The sequence below is a fragment of the Sinomonas atrocyanea genome (assembly GCF_030812675.1).
GTDB lineage: Bacteria > Actinomycetota > Actinomycetes > Actinomycetales > Micrococcaceae > Sinomonas > Sinomonas atrocyanea_B.
Genome location: NZ_JAUSTE010000003.1, coordinates 96382 through 121842, shown reverse-complemented (window position 1 = coordinate 121842; position 25461 = coordinate 96382). Strand labels below are relative to the sequence as shown.

Sequence of the window (25461 nt, the reverse complement as noted above, 5' to 3'; positions counted from 1 at the left end):
CCATTTCTTGCGGGGATCCGCTGGTTACGAGGCGGGGCAGTAGTCGGCGACCGTGCGGACACCGTTGACCACCGGGCACGGATCGAAGGTGAAGATCACCAGGGTGCCGAGGATCACGATGATGGCGCTGGCCGCGAAGAGGACCGCCTTGAGCCAGAAGCGGTCGGAGTCCCGCTCGGCGTAGTCGTTGATGATGGTGCGCACGCCGTTGGTGCCGTGGAGCATCGCGAGCCAGAGCATGGCGAGGTCCCAGAACTGCCAGAACGGGCTGGCCCACTTGCCGGCGACGAAGCCGAAGTCGATGCCGTGGACGCCTTCGCCGACCATGAGGTTCACGAAGAGGTGGCCGAAGATCAGGACGACCAGGACGATGCCGGACAGGCGCATGAAGAGCCAGCCGATCATCTCGAACTGGCCCTTGGGGCCCCCGGTGCGCTTGTACTGCGGGGCGATCCGGCCGGTCACGGAGGTGCTGCGCGGCTCGCGGATTTCAGGTGCTGTGGTCATGTCAGTGGGCTCCCAGCGCGAGTGAGAGGTGGCGGATGGCGAAGCCTGCGAAGACGACGACCCAGACGATGACGACCGTCCACAGCATCTGGCGCTGGTACTTGGGGCCGTTCTTCCAGAAGTCCACGAGGATCACCCGCAGGCCGTTGAATGCATGGAAGAGGATGGCTGCGACGAGACCAGTCTCGCCGAGGGCCATGAGCGGGTTCTTGTATTCGGCGATGACCGCCGTGTACACCTCGGGGGACACGCGCACCAATGAGGTGTCCAGGACGTGCACCAACAAGAAGAAGAAGATGACGACGCCGGTGATCCGGTGTACGACCCACGACCACATGCCTTCACGGCCGCGGTACAGGGTGCCAGCTGGTTTTGTCGGCACTGAATAAACCTCCCTGCGGGCACCGGCGCCCGCATGGGGCCCATGCGGAGGGGGCAACCGGTGCGGAGTGGCCCTGCTGTACGAAGGGCGCGCTCACCTAGTCAGAATCCAGCCTAAATCTAGGCTTCGCCCACAGCTTACTCAAATAGCCCTCTGGGGCATGTTAAAGCAGTGGGGATTGTCACAGTGACGCCCCTTGCGGTCCGCCGTCCACCGTGATCGGGCCTCCCGCTCCACTAGAGTGGGAGGCGATGACAGACAAGACTGCCCCCGTCGCCGGCCCCGCGCCCGCACCGCATGATCCGCTCGAGAAGTTCGTCGCGGTGATCCCCGCGGGCGGCGTGGGCACTCGGCTGTGGCCCCTCTCGCGCGCCGCGGCGCCCAAGTTCCTGCACGACCTGACGGGCTCGGGCAGCACCCTCATCCGAGCCACGTACGACAGGCTCACCCCGCTGGCCGGGCACCGCTTCCTCGTGGTCACCGGCGAGGCCCACCGCGCCGCGGTCTGCCGGCAGATCCCCGAGCTGGACGCCGCGAACCTCGTCCTGGAGAGCGAGCCGAAGGACTCCGGGGCCGCGATCGGGCTGGCCGCCGCGATCCTGTACCGCCGGGACCCGGCCACGATCATGGGCTCCTTCGCGGCCGACCAGGTCATCAGCCCGGACACCGTCTTCCAGGCCGCCGTCCGCGAGGCGATCCTCACCGCCGCCTCCGGCGAGCGCGGGAAGATCGTCACGATCGGCATCGAGCCGACGCACCCCTCGACGGGCTTCGGCTACATCCGGGGCGGCGAGGCGCTCGACGTGCCCGGGGCGCCGAGCGCGCGCGCCGTCGTGGAGTTCGTGGAGAAGCCCAACCTCGAGGTCGCCGAGAAGTACCTCGCCTCCGGCGAGTACCTGTGGAACGCGGGCATGTTCGTCGCGCCGGTGGCCCTCATGCTCGAGCACCTCGAAGCCAACCAGCCCGAGCTCCACGCCGGCCTGGCGGAGATCGCGGAGGCCTGGGACACTCCGGCCCGCGACGAGGTCGCCGCACGCGTGTGGCCCACGCTGCCGAAGATCGCGATCGACTACGCCGTCGCCGAGCCTGCTGCCGCCGCCGGGGACGTCGCCGTCGTGCCCGGAGCCTTCCGCTGGGACGACGTCGGCGACTTCGCCGCCATCGGCCGGCTCAACAGTGCCCGCGAGGCCGAGCGCGTCACCGTGCTCGGGGAGGGTGCCCGCGTGTTCACCGAGGATGCGAGCGGCATCGTGGTCTCGGACACCAAGCGGGTCATCGCGCTCATCGGCATCGAGGACGTCGTCATCGTCGACACGCCGGACGCCCTCCTCGTGACCACCACGGAGCACGCCCAGAAGGTCAAGAACGCCGTCGCCGGGCTGAAGGCGAGCGGGGACCTCGACGTCCTCTGAGGACGGTGACGCTAGAGTGAACAGGTGCGAAACTACACGACGGAGACGAAGCCCACGCCCCTCGTAGGCCCTCGTCTCGAGGCGTTCCTGCCAGAGCTGATCGAATTCCGCCGGGACCTCCACTCGCACCCCGAGCTGTCCTTCCACGAGTACCGCACCACCGACAGGATCGTGGCGCGCCTCGAGGCGGCGGGGCTCACGCCGCGCCGGCTCGAGGGCACGGGCGTCGTCGTCGACATCGGCACGGGCCCGATCGCCACGGCCGTCCGCGGCGACATCGACGCCCTTCCGATCATCGAGGAGACGGGCCTGCCGTTCGCCTCGCGCAACCACGGCGTGACCCACGCCTGCGGCCACGACGTCCACACGACGGTGGCCCTGGGGGTCGCGCTGCTGCTCGCCGAGATCGACCGGGAGACCCCGCTCGACGGCACGGTGCGGATCCTCTTCCAGCCGGCGGAGGAGACCATGCCCGGCGGAGCCCTGGCCTGCATCGGCCAGGGGGTGCTCTCCGGCGTGCCGCGCATCATGGCGCTCCACTGCGACCCGCGCATCGACGTCGGCAAGATCGGCACCCGCATCGGCCCCATCACCTCTGCCTCGGACACGATCCGCATCCAGCTCACCGGCCGCGGCGGCCACACCTCGCGCCCGCACCTGACCGAGGACCTTGTCTTCGCGCTCGCGCAGATCGCGGTCAACGTGCCTGCGGTCCTTTCCCGGCGGGTGGATGTGCGCAGCGGGGTGTCCATGGTCTGGGGCCAGATCTCCGCGGGCGCCGCGCCGAATGCCATCCCGGCCACCGGCTCCATGTCCGGGACCATGCGCTGCCTCGACCGCGAGGCCTGGCACAGCGCGGGGGAGCTCCTCGACGAGGTGGTGCAGCAGGTCGCCGCACCGTACGGGGTCGAGGTGAGCCTCGAGCACATCCGCGGGGTGCCCCCGGTGGTGAACTCCGAGCACGAGACCGCGCTGCTCGAGGCCGCGGCTCGCGCCGAGCTGGGGGAGAACGCCGTGGTGCTCACGCCGCAGTCCATGGGCGGGGAGGACTTCGCCTGGTTCCTCTCCGAGGTCCCCGGCTCGATGTTCCGCCTCGGAACGCACACCCCCGGCGGCGAGGAGTACGACCTCCACCGCGGCGACTACGTGGTCGACGAGGCCGCGATCGGCTACGGCGTCCAGGTCCTCGCGGCGGCCGCCCTCCGGAGCCTGCGCGACCTCTAGTGTTGGTAACGAATCACCAACGATTCCCGCGGCCGTCGTCGGGCGCCGGTGTGTGAAGGAATCCTTTCGAGTACCCTTGTGCGCTGTACCACACGCCCGGCGGGCCCTCTTCGGCCCCGGCGGCTGAGGAGAGTCTCTCGTCCACCTGGAGGACCACTTGAACCGCTTCCGTACCCCCTTCTCCCGAGCCGGCGTCACGGGCGCGGCGCTCGCGGCGGCCACGGCGCTCACGCTCGCAGGCTGCGGCTCCGCCCCGCCCTCGTCCGGCTCCTCGGGCGGCTCCTCGGCGCAGGCCTCCAACTACCTCGGCTGCATGGTCTCGGACTCGGGCGGCTTCGATGACAAGTCGTTCAACCAGTCGGGCTACGAGGGCCTCCAGAAGGCGGTGAAGGACCTCGGCATCCAGGAGAAGCACGTCCAGTCGAAGGCGGACACCGACTACGACCCCAACCTGCGATCGATGGTCCAGGCCGGCTGCAAGCTCACGGTCACGGTCGGCTTCCTGCTCGGCGACGCGACCAAGAGCATCGCGACGGCGAACCCGAACAGCCACTTCGCGATCATCGACTACACCGACCCGACCTTCCCGAAGAACGTCAAGCCGATCGTGTACGACACGGCGCAGGCGGCGTTCCTCGCAGGCTACTTGGCCGCGGGCGTCTCCAAGAGCGGCAAGGTGGCCACGTTCGGCGGCCTCAACATCCCGACGGTGACGATCTTCATGGACGGCTTCGCGGACGGCGTGAAGTACTACAACCAGAAGAAGGGCAAGAACGTCCAGGTCCTCGGCTGGGACAAGGACAAGCAGGACGGCACCTTCGTGGGCGACTTCAAGTCGGTCGACAAGGGCAAGGTCCTCACCCAGGGCTTCCTCCAGCAGGGCGCCGACGTGGTTCTCCCCGTGGCCGGCGCCGTGGGCCCCGGGGCTGCTTCCGCGGTACTGGACGCCAAGAACGCAGGTCAGGACGCGAAGCTCATCTGGGTCGACTCGGATGGCTACCTCACCGCCCCGGACTACAAGTCCGTCATGCTGACCTCGGTCCAGAAGACGATGTCCACCGCCGTCGAGTCCGTCCTCAAGGACGACCTCAACGGCAAGTTCGACGCCACCCCGTACGTCGGCACGCTCGACAACGGCGGCGTGGCCCTCGCCCCGTTCCACGACCTCGACTCGGCGGTCCCGGCCGAGATGAAGAGCGAGCTCGACCAGCTCAAGAAGGACATCATCTCGGGCTCGGTCAAGGTCGAGTCGAAGTCCAGCCCCGTCTCCAAGTAGCGACAGCACGTTTCCATCCAGCGCCCGGCCCACGGTGCTCCATGCATCAGGCCACCCAGTGCCGCCCGCCGCTCGCCGGCAGGGCGGCGCTGGCGTGCCGGGGAGCAAGCTGGTCCCACCTCATCCCAGGGGACGGTTCCCGCAGTGAAACTCGAACTCCGCGGCATCACGAAGCGCTTCGGCTCGTTCGCCGCGAACGACCACATTGACCTCGTCGTCGAGGACTCCCAGATCCAAGCGCTGCTCGGCGAGAACGGCGCCGGCAAGTCGACCCTGATGAACGTCCTCTACGGGCTGTACGAGCCGACGGAGGGCGAGATCCTGGTGGACGGCAGCCCCGTCACCTTCCGCGGCCCCGCGGACGCGATGGCAGCCGGGATCGGCATGGTGCACCAGCACTTCATGCTCGTGCCGGTGTTCACCGTGGCCGAGAACGTTGCCCTCGGCGCCGAGAGCACGAGGGCCGGAGGCTTCCTCGACCTCGACGTGACCCGGGCGAAGGTCCGCGAGATCTCCGCCCGCTACGGATTCGACGTGGACCCCGACGCCCGCATCGAGGACCTCCCCGTGGGCGTGCAGCAGCGGGTGGAGATCATCAAGGCCCTCGTCCGCGACGCCAAGGTACTGATCCTCGACGAGCCCACCGCGGTCCTGACCCCGCAGGAGACGGACGAGCTCCTCGCGATCATGGCCGAGCTGAAGGCCTCGGGCACCTCGATCATCTTCATTTCCCACAAGCTGCGCGAGGTCAAGGCCGTCGCAGACGTGATCACCGTGATCCGGCGCGGGCGCGTGGTCGGCGACGCCCCGCCGTCGGCCGCCCCGGCCGAGCTGGCCACCATGATGGTGGGCCGGCCCGTCAGCCTCACCCTCGACAAGGCGCCGGCCCAGCCGGCGGAGACCACCTTCTCGGTGCGGGACCTGACCCTCGTGGCCCCCACCGGGCAGCGGATCGTGGACGGGGTCTCCTTCGACATCGCCCAGGGCGAGATCCTCGCCGTCGCGGGCGTCCAGGGCAACGGCCAGACCGAGCTGACGGAGGCCATCCTCGGCCTCCACCGGCACGTCACCGGGTCGGTGACGCTCGACGGCAGGGAGCTGCTCGGGCGCAGCGTCAAGCAGGTCCTCGAGGCAGGCGTCGGCTTCGTCCCCGAGGACCGCTCGCACGACGGCCTCGTGGGCGCCTTCAGCGTCGCCGAGAACCTCGTCCTGGACCTCTACGACCGTGCCCCGTTCGCCCGCGGGCTCGCGATGAGCCCGGGCCGGGTCGCCGCCCAGGCCAAGGAGAAGATCGAGGAGTTCGACATCCGCGCGGGCTCGCCCGACGCACCGGCGTCCTCGCTCTCGGGCGGCAACCAGCAGAAGGTCGTCATGGCGCGCGAGCTTTCGCGCCCCCTGCGCCTGTTCATCGCCTCGCAGCCCACCCGCGGCGTCGACGTGGGCTCGATCGAATTCCTGCACCGCCGGATCCTCGCCGAGCGGGACCACGGGACCCCGGTCATGATCGTCTCCACCGAACTGGACGAGATCATGGAGCTCTCGGACCGCATCGCAGTCCTCTACCGGGGACGCCTCATGGGCATCGTCAGCGGGGACACCCCCCGCGACGTCCTCGGCCTGATGATGGCCGGCATGGACGCCCAGGAGGCCGCAGCGGCCGCCGCCGAGGCCCGCCACGCTGGCGGCGAGCACACCACAGGAGAGACACATGGCTGACGTGCAGAACGCACCCGACTCGGCCCAGGCGCCCCAGCCCGTGCCGACCCCACCGCCCGGCGTCCCCGCGCACGGGGCAGGGGAGACCCTGCTCCGTCGGATCGCCACGGGCACCCCGATGGTGTCCCTGCTGTCCATGGTCCTGGCGATCGTCATCGGCGGAATCCTCATGGCGGTCACCAACCCCAAGGTCGCCACCGCGGCGGGCTACTTCTTCGCCCGGCCCTCCGACACCATCACGGAGGTCTTCCGCCCGTACGCCGCACTGGTCCAGGGCTCGATCTTCAACTGGCAGGGCGCGGACCTTGCCGCCCAGCTCTACCCGCTCGCCGAGACCCTCACCGTCTCGACCCCGCTGATCCTCGCGGGCCTGGGCGTGGCCCTGGCGTTCCGTGCGGGCCTGTTCAACATCGGCGCCCAGGGGCAGCTGATCTTCGGGGCACTCTTCGGCGCCTACGTCGGGTTCGCCTGGCACCTCCCGTTCGGGCTGCACCTGCTCGTGGTGATCGTCGCCGGGATCGTGGGCGGCGGTATCTGGGGCGGGATCGTGGGCCTCCTCAAGGCCCGGACCGGCGCCCACGAGGTCATCGTGACCATCATGTTCAACTACATCGCGAGCTTCCTGCTCCTGTTCCTGCTCACCACGCCGGCCTTCCAGCGCAAGGGCTCGACCAACCCGATCTCGCCCTTCCTCGACGCCTCGGCCCTGTTCCCGGAACTCCTGGGGCCGCAGTTCCGCCTGCACGCGGGCTTCATCCTCGCCATCCTCGTCACGTGGGCCGTCTGGTGGATCCTGTCCCGCTCGACCCTCGGGTTCGAGTTCAGGGCGGTGGGCGCCAACCCCAACGCCGCGCGCACGGCGGGCATCAACGTGGGCCGCTCCACCGTCCTGGTCATGGCACTCGCCGGCGCGCTCTCCGGCCTCGCCGGAATCGCCCAGGTGTCCGGCACCGAGAAGTACCTCTCCGGCGGCGTGGCAGCCTCGATCGGCTTCGATGCCATCACCGTGGCGCTGCTCGGAAGGTCGACCCCGTGGGGCACGTTCTTCGCGGGCCTGCTGTTCGGCGCGTTCCGGGCCGGCGGCGTCTCGATGCAGGCCGTCACCCAGACGCCGATCGACATCGTCCTGGTGATCCAGTCGCTCATCGTCCTCTTCATCGCCGCCCCGCCGCTCGTGCGGGCGATCTTCGGCCTCGGCCCGCGCAGGCGGAAGCGCCGCCGGCCCGGGCCCCCCACCCCCACCCCGGCTGCACCTGCCGAGAGCGGAGCCGCATCATGAGCACCACTGCAGCGGCCCCGGCCCCGCAGGACGCCCGGCCCGGCCCCGCCGCCGCGCCGGTGTCCCGCAAGGCCCCCATCGGCCTCAGCCTCCTCGCTGTGGCCGGCACGGTCCTGTTCGGCGCGCTCTCGGGCAGCAAGAGTGCCTCGTTCGGCCTGGTCGACGCGGGGCGTGAGGCCTCCGGGCTCGCCGCATGGCTCGCGCTGGCCGTCGCGCTCGTGGCCGCGGCCTGGTTCGGGTACCTCCGGTTCAGGGGCACCCGCTCCGGACGCGCGCCCGCCCGCTGGACCACCGGGGCCCTCGCCGCCGCGGCCGTCGTCTTCCTCCTGGCGCTCCTGGGCGTCGCCGGCGTCACCGTCATCACGGTGAGCTCGCCGGTCGTCGGATGGCTCGCCTCGGCGGTCATGCTCGCAGGCGCGGCCTACTCGGTGTGGCTCACGTCCGCGCGGCGCACGACGCCGGGCTGGGTCGGCGCAGTCTTCGCGGTCGCCTTCCTCGTGGGCTTCCTCGTATGGATCGTGGCCGGCGGCCGCGACCAGACCCCGTTCATCTCCCTCGCCGGCCTGCTCGCGGGCGCCGTGACGCTCTCGGTCCCGCTCGTGTTCGGCTCCCTCTCCGGAGTCCTGTGCGAGCGCTCCGGGATCGTCAACATCGCGATCGAGGGCCAGCTGCTCATGGGCGCCTTCAGCGCCGCGGTCGGCGCGACCCTCGCGCACAACGTATACGTGGGCCTGGTCGCGGCTGCGGTGGCCGGGGCGCTCGTCTCCCTGGTGCTCGCACTCGTGAGCATCAAGTACCTCGTGAACCAGATCATCGTCGGCGTGGTCCTCAACGTGCTCGTGGTCGGGCTGACCAACTTCCTCTTCTCGACCCTGCTCACCGAGGACCCCGACGGCCTCAACAAGCCGCCGCACCTGGGGAACATCGAGATCCCGATCCTGGCCGACGTGCCGGTGATCGGCCCGATCCTGTTCCGCCAGTCGCTCGTGGGCTACCTGATGTACATCGCCGTCGTGGTGGTCTATGTGGGCCTGTTCCACACCCGCTGGGGCCTGCGCGTGCGGGCCGTCGGGGAGCACCCGCAGGCGGCGGACACCCTGGGCGTGAACGTGAACCGGACCCGGTTCTGGAACACCATCCTCGGCGGGGCCGTCGCCGGCATCGGCGGATCGTTCTTCACCCTCGTGGCCGTGGACGCCTTCAGCAAGGAGATGTCCGCCGGCCGCGGCTACATCGCCCTCGCCGCCCTGATCTTCGGGCGCTGGAACCCGATCGGGGCCTTCCTGGCCTCCCTCCTGTTCGGCTTCGCCGACAACCTGCAGAGCATCATCACGATCATCGGCTCGCCCGTCCCGAGCCAGTTCATGGCCATGCTCCCGTACGTCGTCACCGTGTTCGCCGTGGCCGGCCTCGTCGGCCGCTCGCGGCCGCCGGCCATGGAGGGGATCCCGTATGTCAAGCAGTGAGCCGGCCCAGCCGGAGGCCGCGGTCGACTGGGCGGCCCTCACCGCCGCGGCCACGGACGCCATGCGGACGGCCTACGCGCCGTACTCCCGGTTCCCCGTCGGCGCCGCGGCACTGACCGACGACGGTCGGATCGTCACCGGCTGCAACGTCGAGAACGCCTCGTACGGGCTCACGCTCTGCGCCGAGTGCACGCTCGTGGGCCAGCTGCGGCTCGGCGGGGGCGGCCGGATCGCGGCCTTCGCCTGCGTCGACGCCGCCGGCAGCGTGCTCATGCCCTGCGGCCGCTGCCGCCAGCTCCTCTACGAGTTCCGCGCGCCCGGGATGGTGCTGCTCACCGTCAGCGGCGTGCGGACCATGGACGAGGTGCTCCCCGACGCGTTCGGGCCGCAGAACCTGCAGAACTGATCCGACGGAAGGACACCAGTGACCACCTCCGGGAACGGGGCGCGTGCCGCGGAAGCGCACGACGCCGTCGACGTCATCCGGGCGAAGCGCGACCGGCGCGAGCTCAGCGACACCCAGATCGACTGGGTCATCGACGCCTACACACGGGGGGCCGTCGCGGACGAGCAGATGTCCGCGCTCGCCATGGCGATCCTCCTCAACGGCATGACGCACCGCGAGACCGCCCGATGGACGACGGCGATGATCGCCTCGGGCGAGCGGCTCGACTTCTCTTCACTCCGCAGCCGCTCCGGCGGACAGCGGCCCACGGCCGACAAGCACTCGACCGGCGGGGTCGGGGACAAGATCACGCTCCCGCTCGCACCCCTCGTGGCCGTGTTCGGGGTGGCCGTCCCGCAGCTCTCCGGCCGCGGCCTGGGCCACACGGGCGGCACCCTGGACAAGCTCGAGTCCGTCCCCGGCTGGCGCGCCTCCCTGAGCAACGAGGAGATGATGGCCCAGCTCGACGATGTCGGGGCGGTCATTTGCGCCGCGGGAGCGGGCCTCGCCCCGGCGGACAAGAAGCTCTACGCGCTGCGCGACGTCACCGGCACGGTCGAGGCGATCCCGCTCATCGCCTCCTCGATCATGAGCAAGAAGATCGCCGAGGGGACCGGCGCGCTGGTTCTCGACGTCAAGGTCGGCTCGGGGGCGTTCATGAAGGACACCGCCAGCGCCCGCGAGCTCGCCGAGACGATGGTGGCCCTCGGCCAGGACGCCGGGGTGCGCACCGTGGCGCTGCTGACCGACATGGAGACGCCGCTCGGTCTCACCGCCGGGAACGCGATCGAGGTCGAGGAGTCCCTCGAGGTCCTCGCAGGCGGCGGCCCGGAGGACGTCGTGGCCCTCACGGTCCGGCTGGCCGAGGAGATGCTCGAGGCCTCCGGCGTGCAGGGCGATCCGGCCCAGGCGCTCCGCGACGGCCGGGCGATGGACGTGTGGCGCCGCATGATCGCCGCCCAGGGCGGCGACCCGGACGCCCCGCTCCCGCGCGCCAAGGAGTCGGAGACGGTCTACGCCCCGGCGGACGGAGCCCTCGTGGGCCTCGACGCGCTCTCGGTCGGCATCGCCGCGTGGCGGCTCGGTGCCGGCCGGGCGCGCAAGGAGGACGCCGTCCAGTCCGGAGCCGGCGTGCGGCTGCACGCCAAGCCCGGCGCGACCGTCCGCGCCGGCGAGCCGCTCATGACGCTCCTGACCGACACCCCCGAGCGCTTCGGCCGCGCCCGCGAGGCCCTCGAGGGCGCGGTCACGATCGCTCCCGAGGGGTCCCGCCCGGCGCGCCCGCTGATCCTCGACCGCATCGCCTAGCACCCGGCGGCCGGCCCCGAGCCGGCGCCCGACGCCCGGCCCCGAGCCCCGGGGGCGTCTCCGCCCGGGGGAGGGCCGGCGTCGTCCGCGGGGAGGAGCGCCGCCGCGGCGATGCAGGACCTTTGGACGGATGGCCGCCGGGGCCCGCGCATGGGACACTGGAGGAGGCCCAGTTTCCGGAGGAGCACCACCGCATGTCGTTGACCTTCATCGATCACGCGATCCTCCACGCTGCGGGCCAATGGTGGATCTACCCGATCCTCCTCATCTTCTTCTTCATCGACGGCTTCGCGATGATCGTGCCGAGCGAGACGCTCATCGTGGCGCTCGCCGCATACTGGCGCCATTCCGGGGAGCCGAATCTGTGGATCCTCGGCGCCACCGCGCTCATCGGGGCGATGGCCGGGGACAACGTGGCCTACCTCCTCGGGCGCAGGATCGGCACCGACCGGTGGAAGTGGATGCGGCGTCCACGCGTGCAGAAGGTCTTCGGCTGGGCCCGCCACGAGCTCGACAAACGCGGCGCCGTGCTGATCTTCACGGCCAGGTACATCCCGTGGGGCCGCGTGGCGGTCAACTACGTCTCCGGCAGCACCGGGTTCCGGCACCGCACCTTCTTCTGGCTCGACGCGTTCGCGTGCCTCACGTGGGTGGGCTACTCGCTGGGCGTCGGCCTGCTCGCGAGCTCCTTCCCATGGCTGCACCACAACCCGCTGCTCAGCGTGGTCGTCGCCGTCGCGTTCGCCCTCGTCCTCGGCGTGCTCCTCGACCACAGCATCACGGTCTTCCACCGCTGGCGCGACACGGTCGACGCCCGCCGCGCGGCCGCCGCGGCCACCGCCGAGCACGAGCGCGAACTGGGCCTGCGGCCCCACGCGCCCGCCGACGACTACGCGCCGCGCGACCGCGAGGCCACGCCCACCCCGGGGGAGTGAGCCCCCGGTGGCCTGAGGCCCCCGGCTTCAATAGAGTTGAGCCGTGACTGAGCCGAACATCGACGCCGCCCCGGACCTCTCCTTCGACCTCCGGGCGCTGCCCAAGGTCTCCCTCCACGACCACCTCGACGGCGGCCTGCGCCCCGCGACCATCATCGAGCTCGCCGCCGAGATCGGCCACGAGCTCCCGTCCACGGACCCCGTGGCCCTCGGGCAGTGGTTCCGCGACGCCGCGGACTCCGGCTCCCTGCCCCGGTACCTCGAGACGTTCGACCACACGATCGCCGTGATGCAGACCGCCCCGGCGCTGCGCCGCGTCGCGAAGGAGTTCGTCGAGGACCTCGCGGACGACGGCGTGGTGTACGGCGAGGTGCGCTGGGCGCCCGAGCAGCACCTCACCGACGGCCTCACCCTCGACGAGGCCGTCGAGGCGGTCCAGGCCGGCCTCGAGGACGGCATGGCCGCCGTCGAGGAGTCCGGCCGCGTCATCGCCGTCGGCCAGCTCGTCACGGCCATGCGCCACGCCGACAACTCCCAGGCGGTCGCCGAGCTCGCGGTGCGCCACCGGGACCGCGGCGCGGTCGGGTTCGACATCGCCGGGGCCGAGGACGGGTTCCCGCCCTCGCGCTTCGCCGAGGCCTTCACCTACCTCGCCCAGAACAACTTCCCGGCCACCGTCCACGCCGGGGAGGCCGCCGGCCTCGCGAGCATCCAGTCGGCCCTCGTCGACGGGCGTGCCCTCCGCCTCGGGCACGGCGTGCGCATCGCCGAGGACATCACGGTCGAATCGACCGACGAGGTCGACGAGGACGGCGTCCCGATCCTGGATGTGACGCTCGGGGAGCTGGCCGCATGGGTCCGCGACCGGGGCATCCCGCTCGAGCTGTGCCCGTCGTCGAACCTCCAGACCGGCGCGATCGCCGCCTGGGGGGAGGACATCCTCGACCACCCGTTCGACATGCTCTATGAGCTCGGCTTCAACGTCACGGTCAACACCGACAACCGGCTCATGAGCGGCGTGACGCTCACGGACGAGTTCGAGCTCCTCGTCGAGGCGTTCGACTACGACCTCGACGACCTGCTCGAGATCACGCTCAACGCCGCCGAGGCCGCGTTCCTGCCGCTCGAGGACCGCGAGGACCTCGTCGAGTACATCAACGAGGCCTACGCGAACCTGGCCGAGTAGGCGCGGCCCGGTGGCGCCGACGGTGCGGCGGGAGGCGTGAGGTGAGTGCCGCCGTCGACCGTCTCGTGGAGGTGGTGCGGCTCCTGCGTGAACACTGCCTCTGGACGGCCGCGCTCACGCACGCCTCCCTCGTGACATACCTGATCGAGGAGTCCTACGAGCTCGTCGAGGCCATCGAGGACGGCCAGCCGGAGGAGGAGCTGCGCGGCGAGCTTGCCGATGTGCTGCTGCAGGTGGTCCTGCACGCCGAGATCGCCCGGGAGCGCGGCGCGTTCGACCTCGACGGCGTCGCGGAGGCGCTCACGGCCAAGCTGGTGCGGCGCAATCGCCACGTCTTCACGCCCGACGGCGCGCTGCAGCCGGGCTTCCCCACGACGGTCGAGGAGATCATCGCCTCGTGGGACGAGGCCAAGCGCGAGGAGAAGGCCGCCGGCGCGGGCCAGGACCCGGCGCACGGGCGCGAGGCCTCGCCGCGTCTCGTCGGCCCGGATGCGCTCGAGGGCCTGCCGCGGCACCTTCCCGCGCTCGCGCTCGCGCAGAAGGCGCTGGGGCGGGCCGAGCGCCGGCGCGCCCTCGACGGGGCAGTCGGCGCGGGCGGGATGACCGACGGCCCGACCTCGGCGCCCCACGGGGCGACCTCGGCGGGGTTCGCGACGGAGGAGGAACTCGGGGACTTCCTGCTCGACACGGTCCGTGCGGCGCGCGCCCTCGGCCTGGACGCCGAGCGCGCGCTCCGCGCCGCCGTCGGGCGCCTCTGAGCGGGCACGGGGCCCCGTCACAGGTCGCGCCGCCGCGCGCGGGGCGGATAGTCTGGGGGCGACACCGTGCCTGCCCCGCGGACCGGCGCGGGCTGTGCCACCCAAGTCAGAGCCGTTCCATCCACCAAGGAGCACATTCATGGCCCTTATCGATGCCATCCACGCCCGCGAGATCCTCGACTCCCGGGGCAACCCCACGGTCGAGGTCGAGGTCCTGCTCAGCGACGGCTCGCTCGGCCGCGCCGCGGTCCCCTCGGGCGCCTCGACGGGCGAGTTCGAGGCCGTGGAGCGCCGTGACGGCGACAAGGGCCGCTACCAGGGCAAGGGCGTCCAGCAGGCCGTCGAGGCCGTCCTCGACCAGATCGCTCCGGCCCTGACCGGCTTCGACGCCACCGACCAGCGCGCGATCGACCAGACCATGATCGACCTCGACGGCACTGCCAACAAGGGCAACCTCGGCGCCAACGCGATCCTCGGCGTCTCCCTCGCCGTCGCCAACGCGGCCGCCGACTCCGCCAACCTGCCGCTGTACAAGTACCTCGGCGGCCCCAACGCGCACGTCCTGCCCGTGCCGCTCATGAACATCCTCAACGGCGGCTCGCACGCGGACTCCGACGTGGACATCCAGGAGTTCATGATCGCCCCGATCGGCGCCGAGACGTTCTCGGAGGGCCTCCGCTGGGGCGTCGAGGTCTACCACAACCTCAAGAGCGTGCTCAAGGAGAAGGGCCTCGCGACGGGCCTCGGCGACGAGGGCGGCTTCGCCCCGAACCTGCCTTCCAACCGCGCCGCGCTCGAGCTCATCACCGAGGCCATCCAGAAGGCCGGCTACACCCCGGGCCAGGACATCGCGCTCGCGCTCGACGTCGCCTCCTCCGAGTTCTTCAAGGACGGCGCCTACCAGTTCGAGGGCAAGTCGCTCTCCGCCGCCGAGATGAGCGCCTACTACGCCGAGCTCGTCAAGGACTTCCCGCTGGTCTCCATCGAGGATCCGCTCGACGAGAACGACTGGGAGGGCTGGAAGATCCTCACGGAGGAGATCGGCGACAAGGTCCAGATCGTCGGCGACGACCTCTTCGTGACCAACCCCGAGCGCCTCCAGCAGGGCATCGACGCCAAGACGGCCAACTCCCTGCTCGTGAAGGTGAACCAGATCGGCTCGCTCACCGAGACGCTCGACGCCGTCTCGCTCGCCCAGCGCAGCGGCTACACCACCATCACCTCCCACCGCTCCGGCGAGACCGAGGACACGACCATCGCGGACATCTGCGTCGCGACCAACGCCGGCCAGATCAAGACCGGCGCCCCGGCCCGCTCCGAGCGCGTCGCGAAGTACAACCAGCTCCTGCGCATCGAGGAGGAGCTCGACGACGCCGCGCGCTACGCCGGCCGCAGCGCCTTCCCGCGCTTCAAGGGCTGACACCCTCCTCTCCGCCCTCAGGCGCCGGCCACCGGCACCGCGGGCGGCACCTGCGCGGAAACGCGCCCCGCGGCGGCTATCGTGGAATGACGATGGCCGCCGCGGCGCATCGGGCAGGTGCCGGCCCCCGCGGGCCGGCCGCACACAGGAGACCAACCCAAGGAGCTTCCATGGCGACGCGTCGACCGGCCGTGCCCCGCACGCCGGCCCCGAAGCGACCCTCGCCGGCCGCGCCCGCCGCCCCCGCGGAGCCGGCCCAGGACGCGGCGCCTGCTCCCAAGGCCGCCCCCAGGGCACCCAGGCCGCCGGGCGGTGCGAAGCGCCGGACCGGGCCGAAGGTCCCGCTCAAGACCCCGGTCTCCGTGGACAGCGCCCCCGTGCCGGCGCGGGCGTTCTCCGGCCGCATCATCGCCCTCGCCGTGGTCCTCGTCGCCATCACGATCATGCTGGCCCCGACCGTCCGCGTCTTCCTCGGCCAGCGGGCCGAGATCAGCTCCCTCCAGGCAGACATCGCTGCGAAGCACGCCGAGCAGGACTCGCTCAAGCAGTCCATCGCCCGGTGGGAGGACCCCAACTACGTCAAGCAGCAGGCCCGCGACCGCATTAACATGGTGATGCCCGGCGAGACCTCGTACTGGGTCTTCGGCGAGGACGGCACCCCGGCCGCCGCGAGCAGCGGGACGCAGACCCCGGCGGCCGGCGACACGCCGTGGACCCAGGGCTTCTGGGACGCGTTCGTGCGGGCCGCGACCGACTGAGCCCGGCGCGGTGCCCGCGGTGCCGCCCCAGCGAGAAGGCGGCAGGGCGGCGTCGTGCGCGCCCGACCAGACCAAGGACAGTGAGATCCCCGTGACCGAGACCCCCCAGCCGCCCGCCGACGCCCCGACGCCGGCGGACCTCGAGACCCTGAGCCGCCAGCTCGGGCGCCCGGTGCGCGACGTGGTCGCCATCCCGGCCCGCTGCGTGTGCGGGAACCCGCTCGTGGCTGCGACCGCTCCGCGGCTGTCCAACGGCACCCCGTTCCCCACTACCTTCTACCTGACCCATCCCGTCATCACCTCCGCGGTCTCGCGCCTCGAGGCCGCCGGGATGATGGCCGAGATGAACGACAGGCTGGTCGCCGACCCCGAACTGGCCGCCGCGTACCGCCGGGCGCACGAGGCCTACCTCTCGGCGCGCGAGGAGATCGGCCGCCGCGCGGGCACCGGCCCCGTCCCGGAGATCGACGGCGTCTCCGCCGGCGGGATGCCGACCCGGGTCAAGTGCCTCCACGTGCTCGTGGGCCAGTCGCTCGCACTCGGACCCGGGGTCAACCCGCTCGGCGACGAGGCGGTCGAGGGCATCTCGGCCTGGTGGACGCCCGACGCCTGCTCCTGCGCGGGGGCCTGGGACACGGAGGGGCAGGCCCCCGACCGGGACCTCTCCCGCCACGGCCCGCAGGGGCTGCCCGCGATGACCGGCCGGCCCGCGCCCGTCCGGCGGATGGACACCGCCGGGGACCCCGCCGAGCGAGAGGACGCGGCGGGGGAGGAGCGGGCATGAGGGTAGCGGGCATCGACTGCGGCACGAATTCGATCCGCCTCCTCGTGGCGGACACGCGTCCCGGCGACGACGGCGCGCCCCGCCTGGCGGACGTCCGCCGCGAGATGCGCGTCGTCCGCCTGGGCCAGGGCGTCGACGCAACCGGCATGCTCGCTCCCGAGGCGCTCGAGCGCACCTTCGCCGCCGCCGACGACTACGCCGCCACCGTCCGTGACCTGGGCGCCGAGCGCGTCCGCTTCGTGGCGACCTCGGCCATGCGGGACGCGCGCAACGGCGACGAGTTCGTCGCCGGCATCCGGGCGCGCTTCGGCGTCGAGCCCGAGATCGTGCCCGGCGCCGAGGAGGCCGCGCTGAGCTTCGCCGGCGCCGCGAGCGTCCTGCCGCTGGCCGCCGGCCGCCCCGTGCTCGTGGTGGACCTCGGCGGCGGCAGCACGGAGTTCGTCCTCGGCGACGCCGCCGGGGTCCGGGCCGCGCGCTCGATCGACATGGGCTGCGTCCGCCTCACCGAGCGGCACCTCCGCTCGGATCCGCCCACCGCCGAGGAGGTCGCCGCGGCCGAGCGCGACGCCGACGCGGGCATCGACGAGGCCCTCGCCGACGTGCCGCTCGCCGAGGCCACCGCCGTGATCGGCGTCGCCGGCTCGATCACGACCATCACCGCGCACGCCCTCCGCCTGCCGGCCTACCAGCCCGAGCGCATCCACGGCGCCGAGCTGCCGCTCGGGCAGGTGGCCGACGCCTGCACCTCACTGCTGGGGCTGACCCACGCGCAGCGGGCAGAGCTGCCGTACATGCACCCCGGCCGCGTCGACGTGATCGGCGCCGGGGCGCTCGTGTGGCGCCGCATCCTCGGCCGGCTGTCCGCGCTCACGGACGGCCGCATCTCCACCGCCGTCACGAGCGAGCACGACATCCTCGACGGCATCGCCCTGAGCACCCTGACGAAGAAGACCACGTGATCCGACGCGCCACCGCACTGACCCTCTCCCTCCTCACCGCCCTGACCGCGGCCCTCCTCGGCCTCCTGCCGTCGGCGCCCGCTGCCCGGGCGGACAGCATCCGGGACCGCGAGTACTGGCTCGGCGAATATGGGATCGAGAAGGCCTGGGAGGTCTCCAAGGGAGCCGGCGTGAAGGTGGCCGTGATCGACAGCGGCATCGACGGCACCCATCCGGACCTGCACGGCGCGGTCGTGGGCGGCCACGACTCCTCCGGCGCGGGCTCACCTGACGGGCAGAAGCCGATCGGCGCGAAGCCCGAGCACGGCACGCTCGTGGCCACGATGCTTGCCGGCCGCGGCCACGGCCAGGACCCGGGCAAGGACGGTGTGGGCCCGGACGGGATCGTGGGCGTGGCCCCCGAGGCACAGCTCCTCTCGGCCTCGACCTGGCTCGGCTCGCCAAACCCGGCCGGCATCTCCGACCAGGCGCAGATCCCGGACGCCGTGCGCTGGGCCGTGGACCAGGGCGCCAAGGTCATCAACATCTCCCTCGGCAGCTCCTCGCCCGTCTGGCCCGAGAGCTGGGACTCGGCGTTCCTCTACGCTGAACAGCACGACGTGGTGATCGTCGCTGCTGCCGGGAACCGCGTGGGCGGCAACATCCAGGTCGGCGCCCCCGCCACCATCCCAGGCGTCCTGACCGTCGCGGGCCTCGACCGCCAGCGGAAGGCCAGCGTCGACTCCTCGTCCCAGGGCATCAGCATCGGCGTGGCCGCGCCGGCGGAGGAACTCGCCGGTGGACTGCCCGGGGGCCAGTACGCGGAGTGGGCCGGCACCTCCGGGGCTGCGCCGGTCGTCGCGGGGGTGGCAGCGCTCATCCGCTCGAAGTGGCCGGATATGAGCGCGGCCCAGGTCATCAACAGGATCGTCTCGACCGCGAAGGACGCCGGCGCACCCGGGCCGGACCCGATCTACGGCCGAGGGATCCTCGACGCCGAGGCGGCGCTGAAGGCGGACGTGCCGGTCACCGCCGTCAACCCCCTCGGCTCGATCGCCGACTGGATCAGGGTCCACCGCAAGGGAGCCGGCACCGCCCCCGCCGCCCCGAACGAGACGGCCGCCCCCACGGCCCCGGCCAAGGCCGTGGCTGAGCCGCCCGTGCCCACGCCCCGCCCCGACACCGTCGAGAGCCCGTGGCCCGCCCTGACGGTGGTCCTCTCGGCGGTCCTCGTGCTCGGCGTCGCCGCCGGCGGCAGCCTCCACCTCTGGCGCCGCGCGGGCCGGCTGCGGGCCGACGGCCAGGCCCTCCCGCCCGGCGCCGCGGCCCCGATGTCAGCCGAGGAGTCGCACCCCGAGAGCTAGTGAATATTTTCACAAACTGCGCTACGCTTGATCCATGCCTTCCTCCCTGCAGCTTGTCGATCGCCCCCGCGTCCTCGTCGTCGGCGGCGGCTACGTCGGCCTCTACGTGGCCCTGAACCTCCAGAAGAAGATCGCCTCGGCCGGCGGCATCGTCACGGTCGTCGACCCGAACCCGTACATGACGTACCAGCCGTTCCTGCCCGAGGTCGCCGGCGGCAACATCGAGGCCCGCCACGCCGTCGTCTCCCTGCGAGAGCACCTCAAGGACAGCGAGGTCATCCAGGGCTCGGTCACGAGCATCGACCACGAGGCCCGCACGGCCGTCGTGGAGCTCCCGGGCGACCAGGGCACGGTCGAGGTCCCCTACGTCGACGTGGTCCTCGGCGCCGGCGCCATCACGCGGACGTTCCCCATCCCGGGCCTCGCCGAGGCCGGCATCGGCAACAAGACTATCGAGGAGGCCATCGCCCTCCGCAACCAGGTCATCGAGCGCATCGAGTTCGCCTCGACCGCCACGGACCCCGCCGAGCGCCGGCGCGCCCTGACCTTCGTGGTCGTGGGCGGCGGGTTTGCCGGCATCGAGACGATCGCCGAGATGGAGGACCTCGCCCGCGAGGCCGTCCGCAACAACGGGCGCCTCAGCCAGGACGAGGTGCGCTTCGTGCTCGTCGAGGCCATGGGCCGCATCATGCCCGAGGTCACCGCCGAGCAGGCCGAGTGGGTCGTGGGCCACCTGAAGAGCCGCGGCATCGAGGTGCTCCTGAACACCTCCCTCGCCAACGCCGAGGGCTCCCTCAAGCTCATCAACATGCCGGACAAGACCCCGGCGGACGAGTTCGAGGCGGACACCCTCGTCTGGACCGCCGGCGTGCAGGCCAACCCGATGGTCCGCGCCACGGGCTTCCCGCTCGAGCCGCGCGGCCGCGTCCGCGTCCTCCCGGACCTGCGCATCGCCGGCGACGAGGGCATCATCGAGAACGCCTGGGCCGCCGGCGACATCGCCGCCGTGCCCGACCTGACCGGCAAGGGCCTCCCGGACGGCACCTGCGTGCCCAACGCCCAGCACGCCCTGCGGCAGGCCAAGGTCCTCGCGAACAACCTGTGGGCCAACCGCTGGGACAAGCCGCTGACGGACTACAAGCACAAGAACCTCGGCGCCGTGGCAGGCTTCGGCCCTTGGAAGGGCGTCGCGAACATCAACCTGTTCGGCCGGATCGGGCTCAAGGGCCCGCTCGCGTGGCTTGCCCACCGCGGCTACCACGGCCTCGCGATCCCCACCGCGGAGCGCAAGTTCCGCGTGCTCCTCGACTGGTTCTCCTCGCTGTTCGCAGGCCGCGACACGACCCCGCTCCAGGGCCTCGAGAACCCGCGCGCCGCGTTCGAGAGCGCCGCCCGGCCCGCCCCGAAGCCCGCTGCCGCCCCGGCGCCGAAGGCCCAGGACGCCGGCGAGAAGGTTCCGGCCGGGGCCAAGTAGTCCCACCGCCGGCCCCGCGCCGACCACGACGACGGCGGCCGCCTCCCGCGCAGGAGGCGGCCGCCGTCGTGCTCCCGGCAGGCACCCGCGGCGCGGCACGCGGGCGAGCCAGTAGGCTGGGTGCGCGCCCCAGTAGCCCAATCGGCAGAGGCAGCGGACTTAAAATCCGCTCAGTCAGGGTTCGAGTCCCTGCTGGGGCACCATGTCTGGAGCAGACCTGCGCAGGCGTTACAAGGCTGTGACCTCAATCACTGTAACCGTCGTTAACCGTTGAATTAGCCTGTCTTCTAATCAGGAACACCTGATTGTTCGCATCAGGGGCTTTCCGCGCCCTTCGATGGAGGAGATTACGCATGATTCAACGTCACCAGGCTGCGCCCCGGGCGGCGAAGCTGGCTGCACTCGGCATCGGGGTCGCCATCCTGGCGACCGCGTGCAGCGGTTCCTCGGGCACGCCGTCCAGCTCCAGCTCGAGCAGCGCCGCCGCCTCCGGCACGATTTCCTGCCCCGCCCCGAGCTCGTCGGCCGGTGCCGGCAGCGCCTCGGCCGCGGCCACGGTCGCCCCCGGGGATGTGCCGAAGTCCTCGACCACGTCGCCGACCCCGCTCAAGCTCGGCTCGCTCCTCCCGCAGACGGGTGCGCTCGCGTTCCTCGGCCCGCCCGAGATCGCCGGCGTGAACCTGGCCGTGAAGCAGATCAACGACGCCGGCGGCGTCCTCGGCCAGAAGGTCGAGATCACGCACCGCGACTCCGGCGACACGACGACGGACATCGCGACCCAGTCGGTGACGAACCTCCTCGGGCAGGGCGTGTCCGCGATCATCGGCGCGGCGTCCTCGGGCGTCTCCAAGACGGTCATCAACCAGATCACCGGCGCCGGCACCGTGATGTTCTCCCCGGCGAACACGTCGCCGGACTTCAGCACCTGGAACGCGAAGGGGCTCTACTGGCGCACCGCCCCGTCCGACGTCCTCCAGGGCCGGGTGCTCGGCAACTACATGGCCTCGTGCGGCGCCCAGACGCTCGGCATGATCGTCCTCAACGACGCCTACGGCACTGGCCTGCGCGACAACGTGCAGAAGGCGTTCGAGGGCGCCGGCGGCAAGGTCGTCGACCAGGAGCTGTTCAACGAGGGCGACTCGCAGTTCAGCTCGCAGGTGGACAAGGTCGTGGCGGCCAAGCCGGACGCGATCGCGGTCATCTCCTTCGACCAGGCAAAGCAGATCATCCCGCTGCTGACCGCCAAGGGCGTCAAGCCGACGCAGCTGTTCTTCGTCGACGGCAACACCTCGGACTACAGCAAGGACCTCAAGCCGGGCACGCTCAAGGGCGCCCAGGGCACGACCCCCGGGACGTTCGCGAAGGACGACTTCAAGAAGCAGCTCGCCACGGTGGATTCGGGCCTGAAGGACTACAACTACGCCGGTGAGTCCTGGGATGCCGTGAACCTGATCGCGCTCGCGGCCGAGGAAGCCAAGAGCACCAAGGGCACGGACATCGCAGCGCACCTGCAGGATGTCTCCGAGGGCGGCGAGAAGTGCTACGACTTCGCCACCTGCGTCACGCTCCTGCGCCAGGGCAAGGACATCGACTACGACGGCAAGTCCGGCCCGGTCTCCTTCGCCAAGAACGGCGACCCGCAGGAGGCCTACATCGGCATCTACCAGTTCGACGACAACAACAAGCCGCAGCCGGTCCGCGAGGAGTTCGGCAAGCTGAGCTGACCCCAGCCCGCTGGGAAGCCCGGCTCAGGGCCCCGGTCCCCGCGAGGGGGCCGGGGCCCCGGCACGTCCAGGGGCGGAAGGGCCGGCGCTCCTGGCGGCGCGCAGACGACGGCGCCGCCCCACCCGAGGAGGGTGGGGCGGCGCCGTCGTCTGGGAGAGGCTAGTCCGCCTGGCCGGCGGCCTTCCCCGGGCCGCCGCCCTCGTGGCCCTGGGCGGCCTGGCCCTCGACCGTGTGGCCCTCGGCGGCCTGGCTCGCGGCCGGCTGGCCCTCGGCTGGCTGGCCCTCGACCGTGTCGGCGAGGGTGCCGAGGTAGAGCTGGATGACCTTCGGGTCCTTGAGCAGCTCCCGGCCGGTCCCGGTGTAGGCGTCGCGGCCCTGGTCGAGGACGTAGCCGCGGTCGCAGATCTGCAGGCAGCGACGGGCGTTCTGCTCGACCATGATGACGGAGACGCCGGCGCGGTTGATCTCGTGCACCCGCAGGAAGGTCTCGTCCTGCTTGACGGGGGAGAGGCCGGCCGAGGGCTCGTCGAGGAGGAGCACCGCGGGGTCCATCATGAGGGCCCGGCCCATGGCCACCATCTGCCGCTCGCCGCCCGAGAGCGAGCCGGCCCGCTGCGCCCGGCGCTTGCCGAGCTCGGGGAACAGCTCCGTCACGAAGTCCCAGCGCTCCTTGAATGCCTTGGGCCGCTGGAACATGCCCATCTGCATGTTCTCCTCGATCGTGAGCGTCGTGAAGACGTTGTTGTTCTGCGGCACGAACCCGAGGCCACGGGTCACGAGCTTGTTCGCCTTGAGCCCGGTCAGGTCCTGCCCGCGCACCACGACGGAGCCGGAATGGACCTTGACCAGGCCGAACATGGCCTTCAGCAGCGTGGACTTCCCGGCCCCGTTCGGGCCGATGATCCCGATCAGCTCGCCCTTGCGCGCCTCGATGCTGCAGCCGTTGAGGATGTTGACCCCGGGCAGGTAACCGGCCACGAGCTTCGTGACGGTCACGACGGCCTCGCCGTCCGGCGCCGGGGGTGCCGCGGGTGCGGTGTGCTCGCTCACTTCTGCTCCTCCTTGCCGGTGTCCACGGCCGCGTCGCCGGCATCGGCGGCCTCTCCGGGCGCGGCGCGGTGCTTGCCCGGGTGGGTCACGGTGATCGTCTCGGCCTCGGCGAGGACGGACTCCTCGGAGATGATCCCGGCGTCGGCCGTGCCGACCACCGATTCCTCGTCCGCGGCCAGCTCCTGCTCGAGCTCCTTCAGGCCGCCCGCGGCGCCGAGGTCCACGTCGTGGTGGGCGCCCAGATAGGCGTCGATCACAGCCTGGTCCTTCATCACGTCGGCGGGCGGGCCCTCGGCCACAACCTTGCCCTCGGCCATGACCACGACCCAGTCGGCGATGTGGCGGACCATGTGCATGTCGTGCTCGACGAACAGCACGGTCATGCCCTCGGCCTTGAGGTTCTTGATGTGGTCGAGGAGGCTCTGGGTCAGGGCGGGGTTCACGCCTGCCATCGGCTCGTCGAGCATGACGAGCTTGGGGTTGACCATGAGCGCCCGGGCCATCTCGAGGAGCTTGCGCTGGCCGCCGGAGAGGGACGCGGCGTAGTCGTCGCGCTTGGCGTCGAGCTTGAACTTGGCCAGCAGCTCCTCGGCCTTGGCCGTGATGTCCTTCTCGCGGCCGCCCCAGATCCCGCGGAACAGGGCGTTGCGGAGCTTCTCGCCGGGCTGCTCGGAGGCGCCGAGCCGCATGTTCTCGATGACGGTCAGCTTGCCCATGACTTTGGTCAGCTGGAAGGTGCGCACCATCCCGAGCCTGGCCACCTTGTAGGAGGCCATTCCGGCCAGGTCGCGGCCCTCGAACTGCCACGTCCCCGACTGGGGCGTGTCGAAGCCCGTGAGGAGATTGAACAGGGTCGTCTTGCCGGCGCCGTTGGGCCCGATCAGCGCGGTGATCTTGTGCCGCGGGATCTCCAGGTGCTCGACGTCCACGGCATTGATGCCGCCGAAGCGCCGGCTCACGTTGTCCGCGACGACGATCGGGTCGCGCTTGCGGCAGCCGGGCGCTGCCGGCCCCTCGCTGATGGGGCGGCTGTCCGTCATGTAGTCGACGGCGCCGCCGGCGGTGGTGTATGCCTCGCTCATGAGAATGCGAGCTCCTTCTTGTTGCCGAACACGCCCTGCGGCCGGAAGATCATCAGCAGCATGAGGGCGACGCCCACGAGGATGTAGCGCAGCTGGCCTGCCTGCGTGGGGCTGAGGAACGGCAGGACGCCGATCTGGATCAGCCCGAAGAGCACATTCTGGGTCAGGGAGAGCACGACCCAGAAGATCATGGCCCCCACGATCGGCCCGAGCACCGTCGCCATGCCGCCGAGGAGGAGGCAGGTCCACAGGAAGAACGTGAACTCGGTGCCGTAGTTCGCCGGCTGCACGACGTCGCGGGGAAGGGTGAACACGAGCCCCGCGAGGGCGCCCAGGATGCCGCCGATCACGAGCGCCTGCATCTTGTACGAGTAGACGTTCTTGCCCAGCGAGCGCACGGCCATCTCATCCTCGCGGATGCCCTTGAGGACTCGGCCCCAGGGGCTGCGCATGAGCAGCCAGACCCCCACGCCGAAGATGACGACGAGTCCCCAGCCGAAGAACCGGTAGAAGAAGTCGGGGCTGCTGTAGCCGAGGTAGCTCCCCGGGGGGAAGGGGTTGAGCCTCAGGAAGTCCTGGCGGAAGCCGGCGAGGCCGTTGGCCGAGCCGGTGACGTCGGTGAGGGTGTTGGTCGTGACGATGTAGCGGATGATCTCCGCCGCGGCGATGGTCACGATCGCCAGGTAGTCCGCCCGCAGCCGCAGGGTCGGGATGCCGAGGATGAGGGCGAACACGACCGAGGCCACGACCGCCACGATGAGGGCGAGCCAGAACGGGAAGCCGAGGTGGATCGTGCTCATCGAGAACGCGTAGGCGCCGACCGCGATGAAGCCGGCCTGGCCGAAGTTGAGCAGCCCCGAGTAGCCGAAGTGCACGGCGAGGCCGAGCGCGGCGAGGGCGTAGGCCGCCGTCGTGGGGCTGACGAGCTCGCCGAGCGCCTCGAGAAGAATCTGTCCGAAATCCATGGTGGCC

The 25461-nt window shown here is 71.3% G+C and carries 24 protein-coding genes and 1 tRNA gene; 19 read left to right on the top strand and 6 right to left on the bottom strand.

The features are described 5' to 3' along the window. Positions 1-24 precede the first annotated feature (24 nt). Positions 25-507, bottom strand: coding sequence for a succinate dehydrogenase hydrophobic membrane anchor subunit (locus tag J2W20_RS06375; RefSeq protein WP_307005613.1), 483 nt, complete (start codon positions 505-507; stop codon positions 25-27). Position 508: 1 nt separating this feature from the next. After that, positions 509-889, bottom strand: a complete 381-nt coding sequence (sdhC, locus tag J2W20_RS06370; protein ID WP_084249366.1) for a succinate dehydrogenase, cytochrome b556 subunit — start codon at positions 887-889, stop codon at positions 509-511. Between the two features lie 251 nt (positions 890-1140). Here sdhC and J2W20_RS06365 point away from each other — a divergent pair, with 251 nt between their 5' ends. From J2W20_RS06365 to J2W20_RS06280, 18 genes are all read left to right on the top strand, one after another. After that, the gene (locus J2W20_RS06365) at positions 1141-2301 is read left to right on the top strand and encodes a mannose-1-phosphate guanylyltransferase (protein ID WP_307005611.1); all 1161 of its coding nucleotides are present in this window, start codon (positions 1141-1143) and stop codon (positions 2299-2301) included. Positions 2302-2325: 24 nt separating this feature from the next. Beyond that, positions 2326-3525, top strand: a complete 1200-nt coding sequence (locus J2W20_RS06360; RefSeq protein ID WP_307005609.1) for an amidohydrolase — start codon at positions 2326-2328, stop codon at positions 3523-3525. A 157-nt stretch (positions 3526-3682) separates the two neighbouring features. Beyond that, positions 3683-4801, top strand: a complete 1119-nt coding sequence (locus J2W20_RS06355) for a BMP family lipoprotein (protein ID WP_307005607.1) — start codon at positions 3683-3685, stop codon at positions 4799-4801. A 144-nt stretch (positions 4802-4945) separates the two neighbouring features. Next, the gene (locus J2W20_RS06350) at positions 4946-6517 is read left to right on the top strand and encodes an ABC transporter ATP-binding protein (RefSeq protein ID WP_307005606.1); all 1572 of its coding nucleotides are present in this window, start codon (positions 4946-4948) and stop codon (positions 6515-6517) included. Then, entirely contained in the window at positions 6510-7796 is a 1287-nt protein-coding gene (locus J2W20_RS06345) for an ABC transporter permease (RefSeq protein WP_307005605.1), read from the top strand. Before J2W20_RS06350 ends, J2W20_RS06345 begins: the two co-directional genes overlap by 8 nt. Then, positions 7793-9262: an ABC transporter permease gene (locus tag J2W20_RS06340; protein ID WP_307005604.1), complete on the top strand. Its 1470-nt coding sequence runs from the start codon at positions 7793-7795 to the stop codon at positions 9260-9262. Before J2W20_RS06345 ends, J2W20_RS06340 begins: the two co-directional genes overlap by 4 nt. Then, the gene (locus J2W20_RS06335; protein ID WP_307005603.1) at positions 9249-9668 is read left to right on the top strand and encodes a cytidine deaminase; all 420 of its coding nucleotides are present in this window, start codon (positions 9249-9251) and stop codon (positions 9666-9668) included. Before J2W20_RS06340 ends, J2W20_RS06335 begins: the two co-directional genes overlap by 14 nt. 18 nt (positions 9669-9686) lie before the next feature. Next, positions 9687-11015, top strand: coding sequence for a thymidine phosphorylase (locus tag J2W20_RS06330; protein ID WP_307005602.1), 1329 nt, complete (start codon positions 9687-9689; stop codon positions 11013-11015). Between the two features lie 200 nt (positions 11016-11215). Beyond that, a complete protein-coding gene (locus J2W20_RS06325; RefSeq protein ID WP_307005851.1) occupies positions 11216-11950 on the top strand; it encodes a DedA family protein in 735 nt (244 codons plus the stop codon). 43 nt (positions 11951-11993) lie between these two features. Next, a complete protein-coding gene (locus J2W20_RS06320) occupies positions 11994-13136 on the top strand; it encodes an adenosine deaminase (RefSeq protein ID WP_307005601.1) in 1143 nt (380 codons plus the stop codon). 41 nt (positions 13137-13177) lie between these two features. Further along, positions 13178-13894 carry a MazG nucleotide pyrophosphohydrolase domain-containing protein gene (locus J2W20_RS06315; protein ID WP_307005600.1) on the top strand — a complete coding sequence of 239 codons (717 nt, stop codon included), beginning with the start codon at positions 13178-13180 and terminating at the stop codon, positions 13892-13894. 139 nt (positions 13895-14033) lie between these two features. Further along, on the top strand, positions 14034-15314 hold the full coding sequence (gene eno, locus J2W20_RS06310; RefSeq protein WP_307005597.1) for a phosphopyruvate hydratase: 1281 nt from the start codon (positions 14034-14036) through the stop codon (positions 15312-15314). A gap of 170 nt (positions 15315-15484) precedes the next feature. Then, on the top strand, positions 15485-16072 hold the full coding sequence (locus tag J2W20_RS06305; protein WP_307005595.1) for an FtsB family cell division protein: 588 nt from the start codon (positions 15485-15487) through the stop codon (positions 16070-16072). 91 nt (positions 16073-16163) lie between these two features. Further along, positions 16164-16856, top strand: a complete 693-nt coding sequence (locus J2W20_RS06300; protein ID WP_307005593.1) for a DUF501 domain-containing protein — start codon at positions 16164-16166, stop codon at positions 16854-16856. Continuing rightward, complete coding sequence (locus J2W20_RS06295; RefSeq protein WP_307005591.1) at positions 16853-17815, top strand: Ppx/GppA phosphatase family protein; 963 nt, start codon at positions 16853-16855, stop codon at positions 17813-17815. Before J2W20_RS06300 ends, J2W20_RS06295 begins: the two co-directional genes overlap by 4 nt. Next, positions 17815-19158 carry a S8 family serine peptidase gene (locus J2W20_RS06290; RefSeq protein WP_307005850.1) on the top strand — a complete coding sequence of 448 codons (1344 nt, stop codon included), beginning with the start codon at positions 17815-17817 and terminating at the stop codon, positions 19156-19158. The genes J2W20_RS06295 and J2W20_RS06290 overlap by 1 nt, the downstream gene beginning before the upstream one ends. A gap of 34 nt (positions 19159-19192) precedes the next feature. Next, positions 19193-20632 (top strand): NAD(P)/FAD-dependent oxidoreductase, encoded by a 1440-nt coding sequence (locus J2W20_RS06285; protein ID WP_307005590.1) that lies wholly within the window; start codon positions 19193-19195, stop codon positions 20630-20632. Positions 20633-20758: 126 nt separating this feature from the next. Then, positions 20759-20835 (top strand) — tRNA-Leu (locus J2W20_RS06280). 161 nt (positions 20836-20996) lie between these two features. Here J2W20_RS06280 and J2W20_RS06275 read toward each other — a convergent pair. Further along, positions 20997-21242, bottom strand: a complete 246-nt coding sequence (locus tag J2W20_RS06275; RefSeq protein WP_307005588.1) for a hypothetical protein — start codon at positions 21240-21242, stop codon at positions 20997-20999. On the opposite strand from J2W20_RS06275, the gene J2W20_RS06270 reads away from it, so the two are divergent. Next, entirely contained in the window at positions 21205-22356 is a 1152-nt protein-coding gene (locus J2W20_RS06270; RefSeq protein ID WP_307005587.1) for an ABC transporter substrate-binding protein, read from the top strand. The two genes, J2W20_RS06275 and J2W20_RS06270, sit on opposite strands and share 38 nt — an antisense overlap. 160 nt (positions 22357-22516) lie before the next feature. Here the strand turns inward: J2W20_RS06270 and J2W20_RS06265 are convergent, their stop codons facing one another. From J2W20_RS06265 to J2W20_RS06255, 3 genes are read right to left on the bottom strand one after another with little or no spacing between them, the layout of a single operon-like run. Beyond that, positions 22517-23407 carry an ABC transporter ATP-binding protein gene (locus J2W20_RS06265; protein ID WP_307005586.1) on the bottom strand — a complete coding sequence of 297 codons (891 nt, stop codon included), beginning with the start codon at positions 23405-23407 and terminating at the stop codon, positions 22517-22519. Next, positions 23404-24489 carry an ABC transporter ATP-binding protein gene (locus J2W20_RS06260; RefSeq protein ID WP_307005585.1) on the bottom strand — a complete coding sequence of 362 codons (1086 nt, stop codon included), beginning with the start codon at positions 24487-24489 and terminating at the stop codon, positions 23404-23406. Before J2W20_RS06260 ends, J2W20_RS06265 begins: the two co-directional genes overlap by 4 nt. Continuing rightward, positions 24486-25454, bottom strand: coding sequence for a branched-chain amino acid ABC transporter permease (locus J2W20_RS06255; RefSeq protein ID WP_307005584.1), 969 nt, complete (start codon positions 25452-25454; stop codon positions 24486-24488). Before J2W20_RS06255 ends, J2W20_RS06260 begins: the two co-directional genes overlap by 4 nt. Positions 25455-25461: the final 7 nt, after the last annotated feature.

Coding starts and splice junctions, on each gene's coding strand:
- J2W20_RS06345 (WP_307005605.1), top strand. CDS start 6,510: ATGGCTGACGTGCAGAACGCACCCGACTCGGCCCAGGCGCCCCAGCCC.
- eno (WP_307005597.1), top strand. CDS start 14,034: ATGGCCCTTATCGATGCCATCCACGCCCGCGAGATCCTCGACTCCCGG.
- J2W20_RS06365 (WP_307005611.1), top strand. CDS start 1,141: ATGACAGACAAGACTGCCCCCGTCGCCGGCCCCGCGCCCGCACCGCAT.
- J2W20_RS06335 (WP_307005603.1), top strand. CDS start 9,249: ATGTCAAGCAGTGAGCCGGCCCAGCCGGAGGCCGCGGTCGACTGGGCG.
- J2W20_RS06260 (WP_307005585.1), bottom strand. CDS start 24,489: ATGAGCGAGGCATACACCACCGCCGGCGGCGCCGTCGACTACATGACG.
- J2W20_RS06375 (WP_307005613.1), bottom strand. CDS start 507: ATGACCACAGCACCTGAAATCCGCGAGCCGCGCAGCACCTCCGTGACC.
- J2W20_RS06340 (WP_307005604.1), top strand. CDS start 7,793: ATGAGCACCACTGCAGCGGCCCCGGCCCCGCAGGACGCCCGGCCCGGC.
- J2W20_RS06295 (WP_307005591.1), top strand. CDS start 16,853: ATGAGGGTAGCGGGCATCGACTGCGGCACGAATTCGATCCGCCTCCTC.
- J2W20_RS06285 (WP_307005590.1), top strand. CDS start 19,193: ATGCCTTCCTCCCTGCAGCTTGTCGATCGCCCCCGCGTCCTCGTCGTC.
- J2W20_RS06255 (WP_307005584.1), bottom strand. CDS start 25,454: ATGGATTTCGGACAGATTCTTCTCGAGGCGCTCGGCGAGCTCGTCAGC.
- J2W20_RS06305 (WP_307005595.1), top strand. CDS start 15,485: ATGGCGACGCGTCGACCGGCCGTGCCCCGCACGCCGGCCCCGAAGCGA.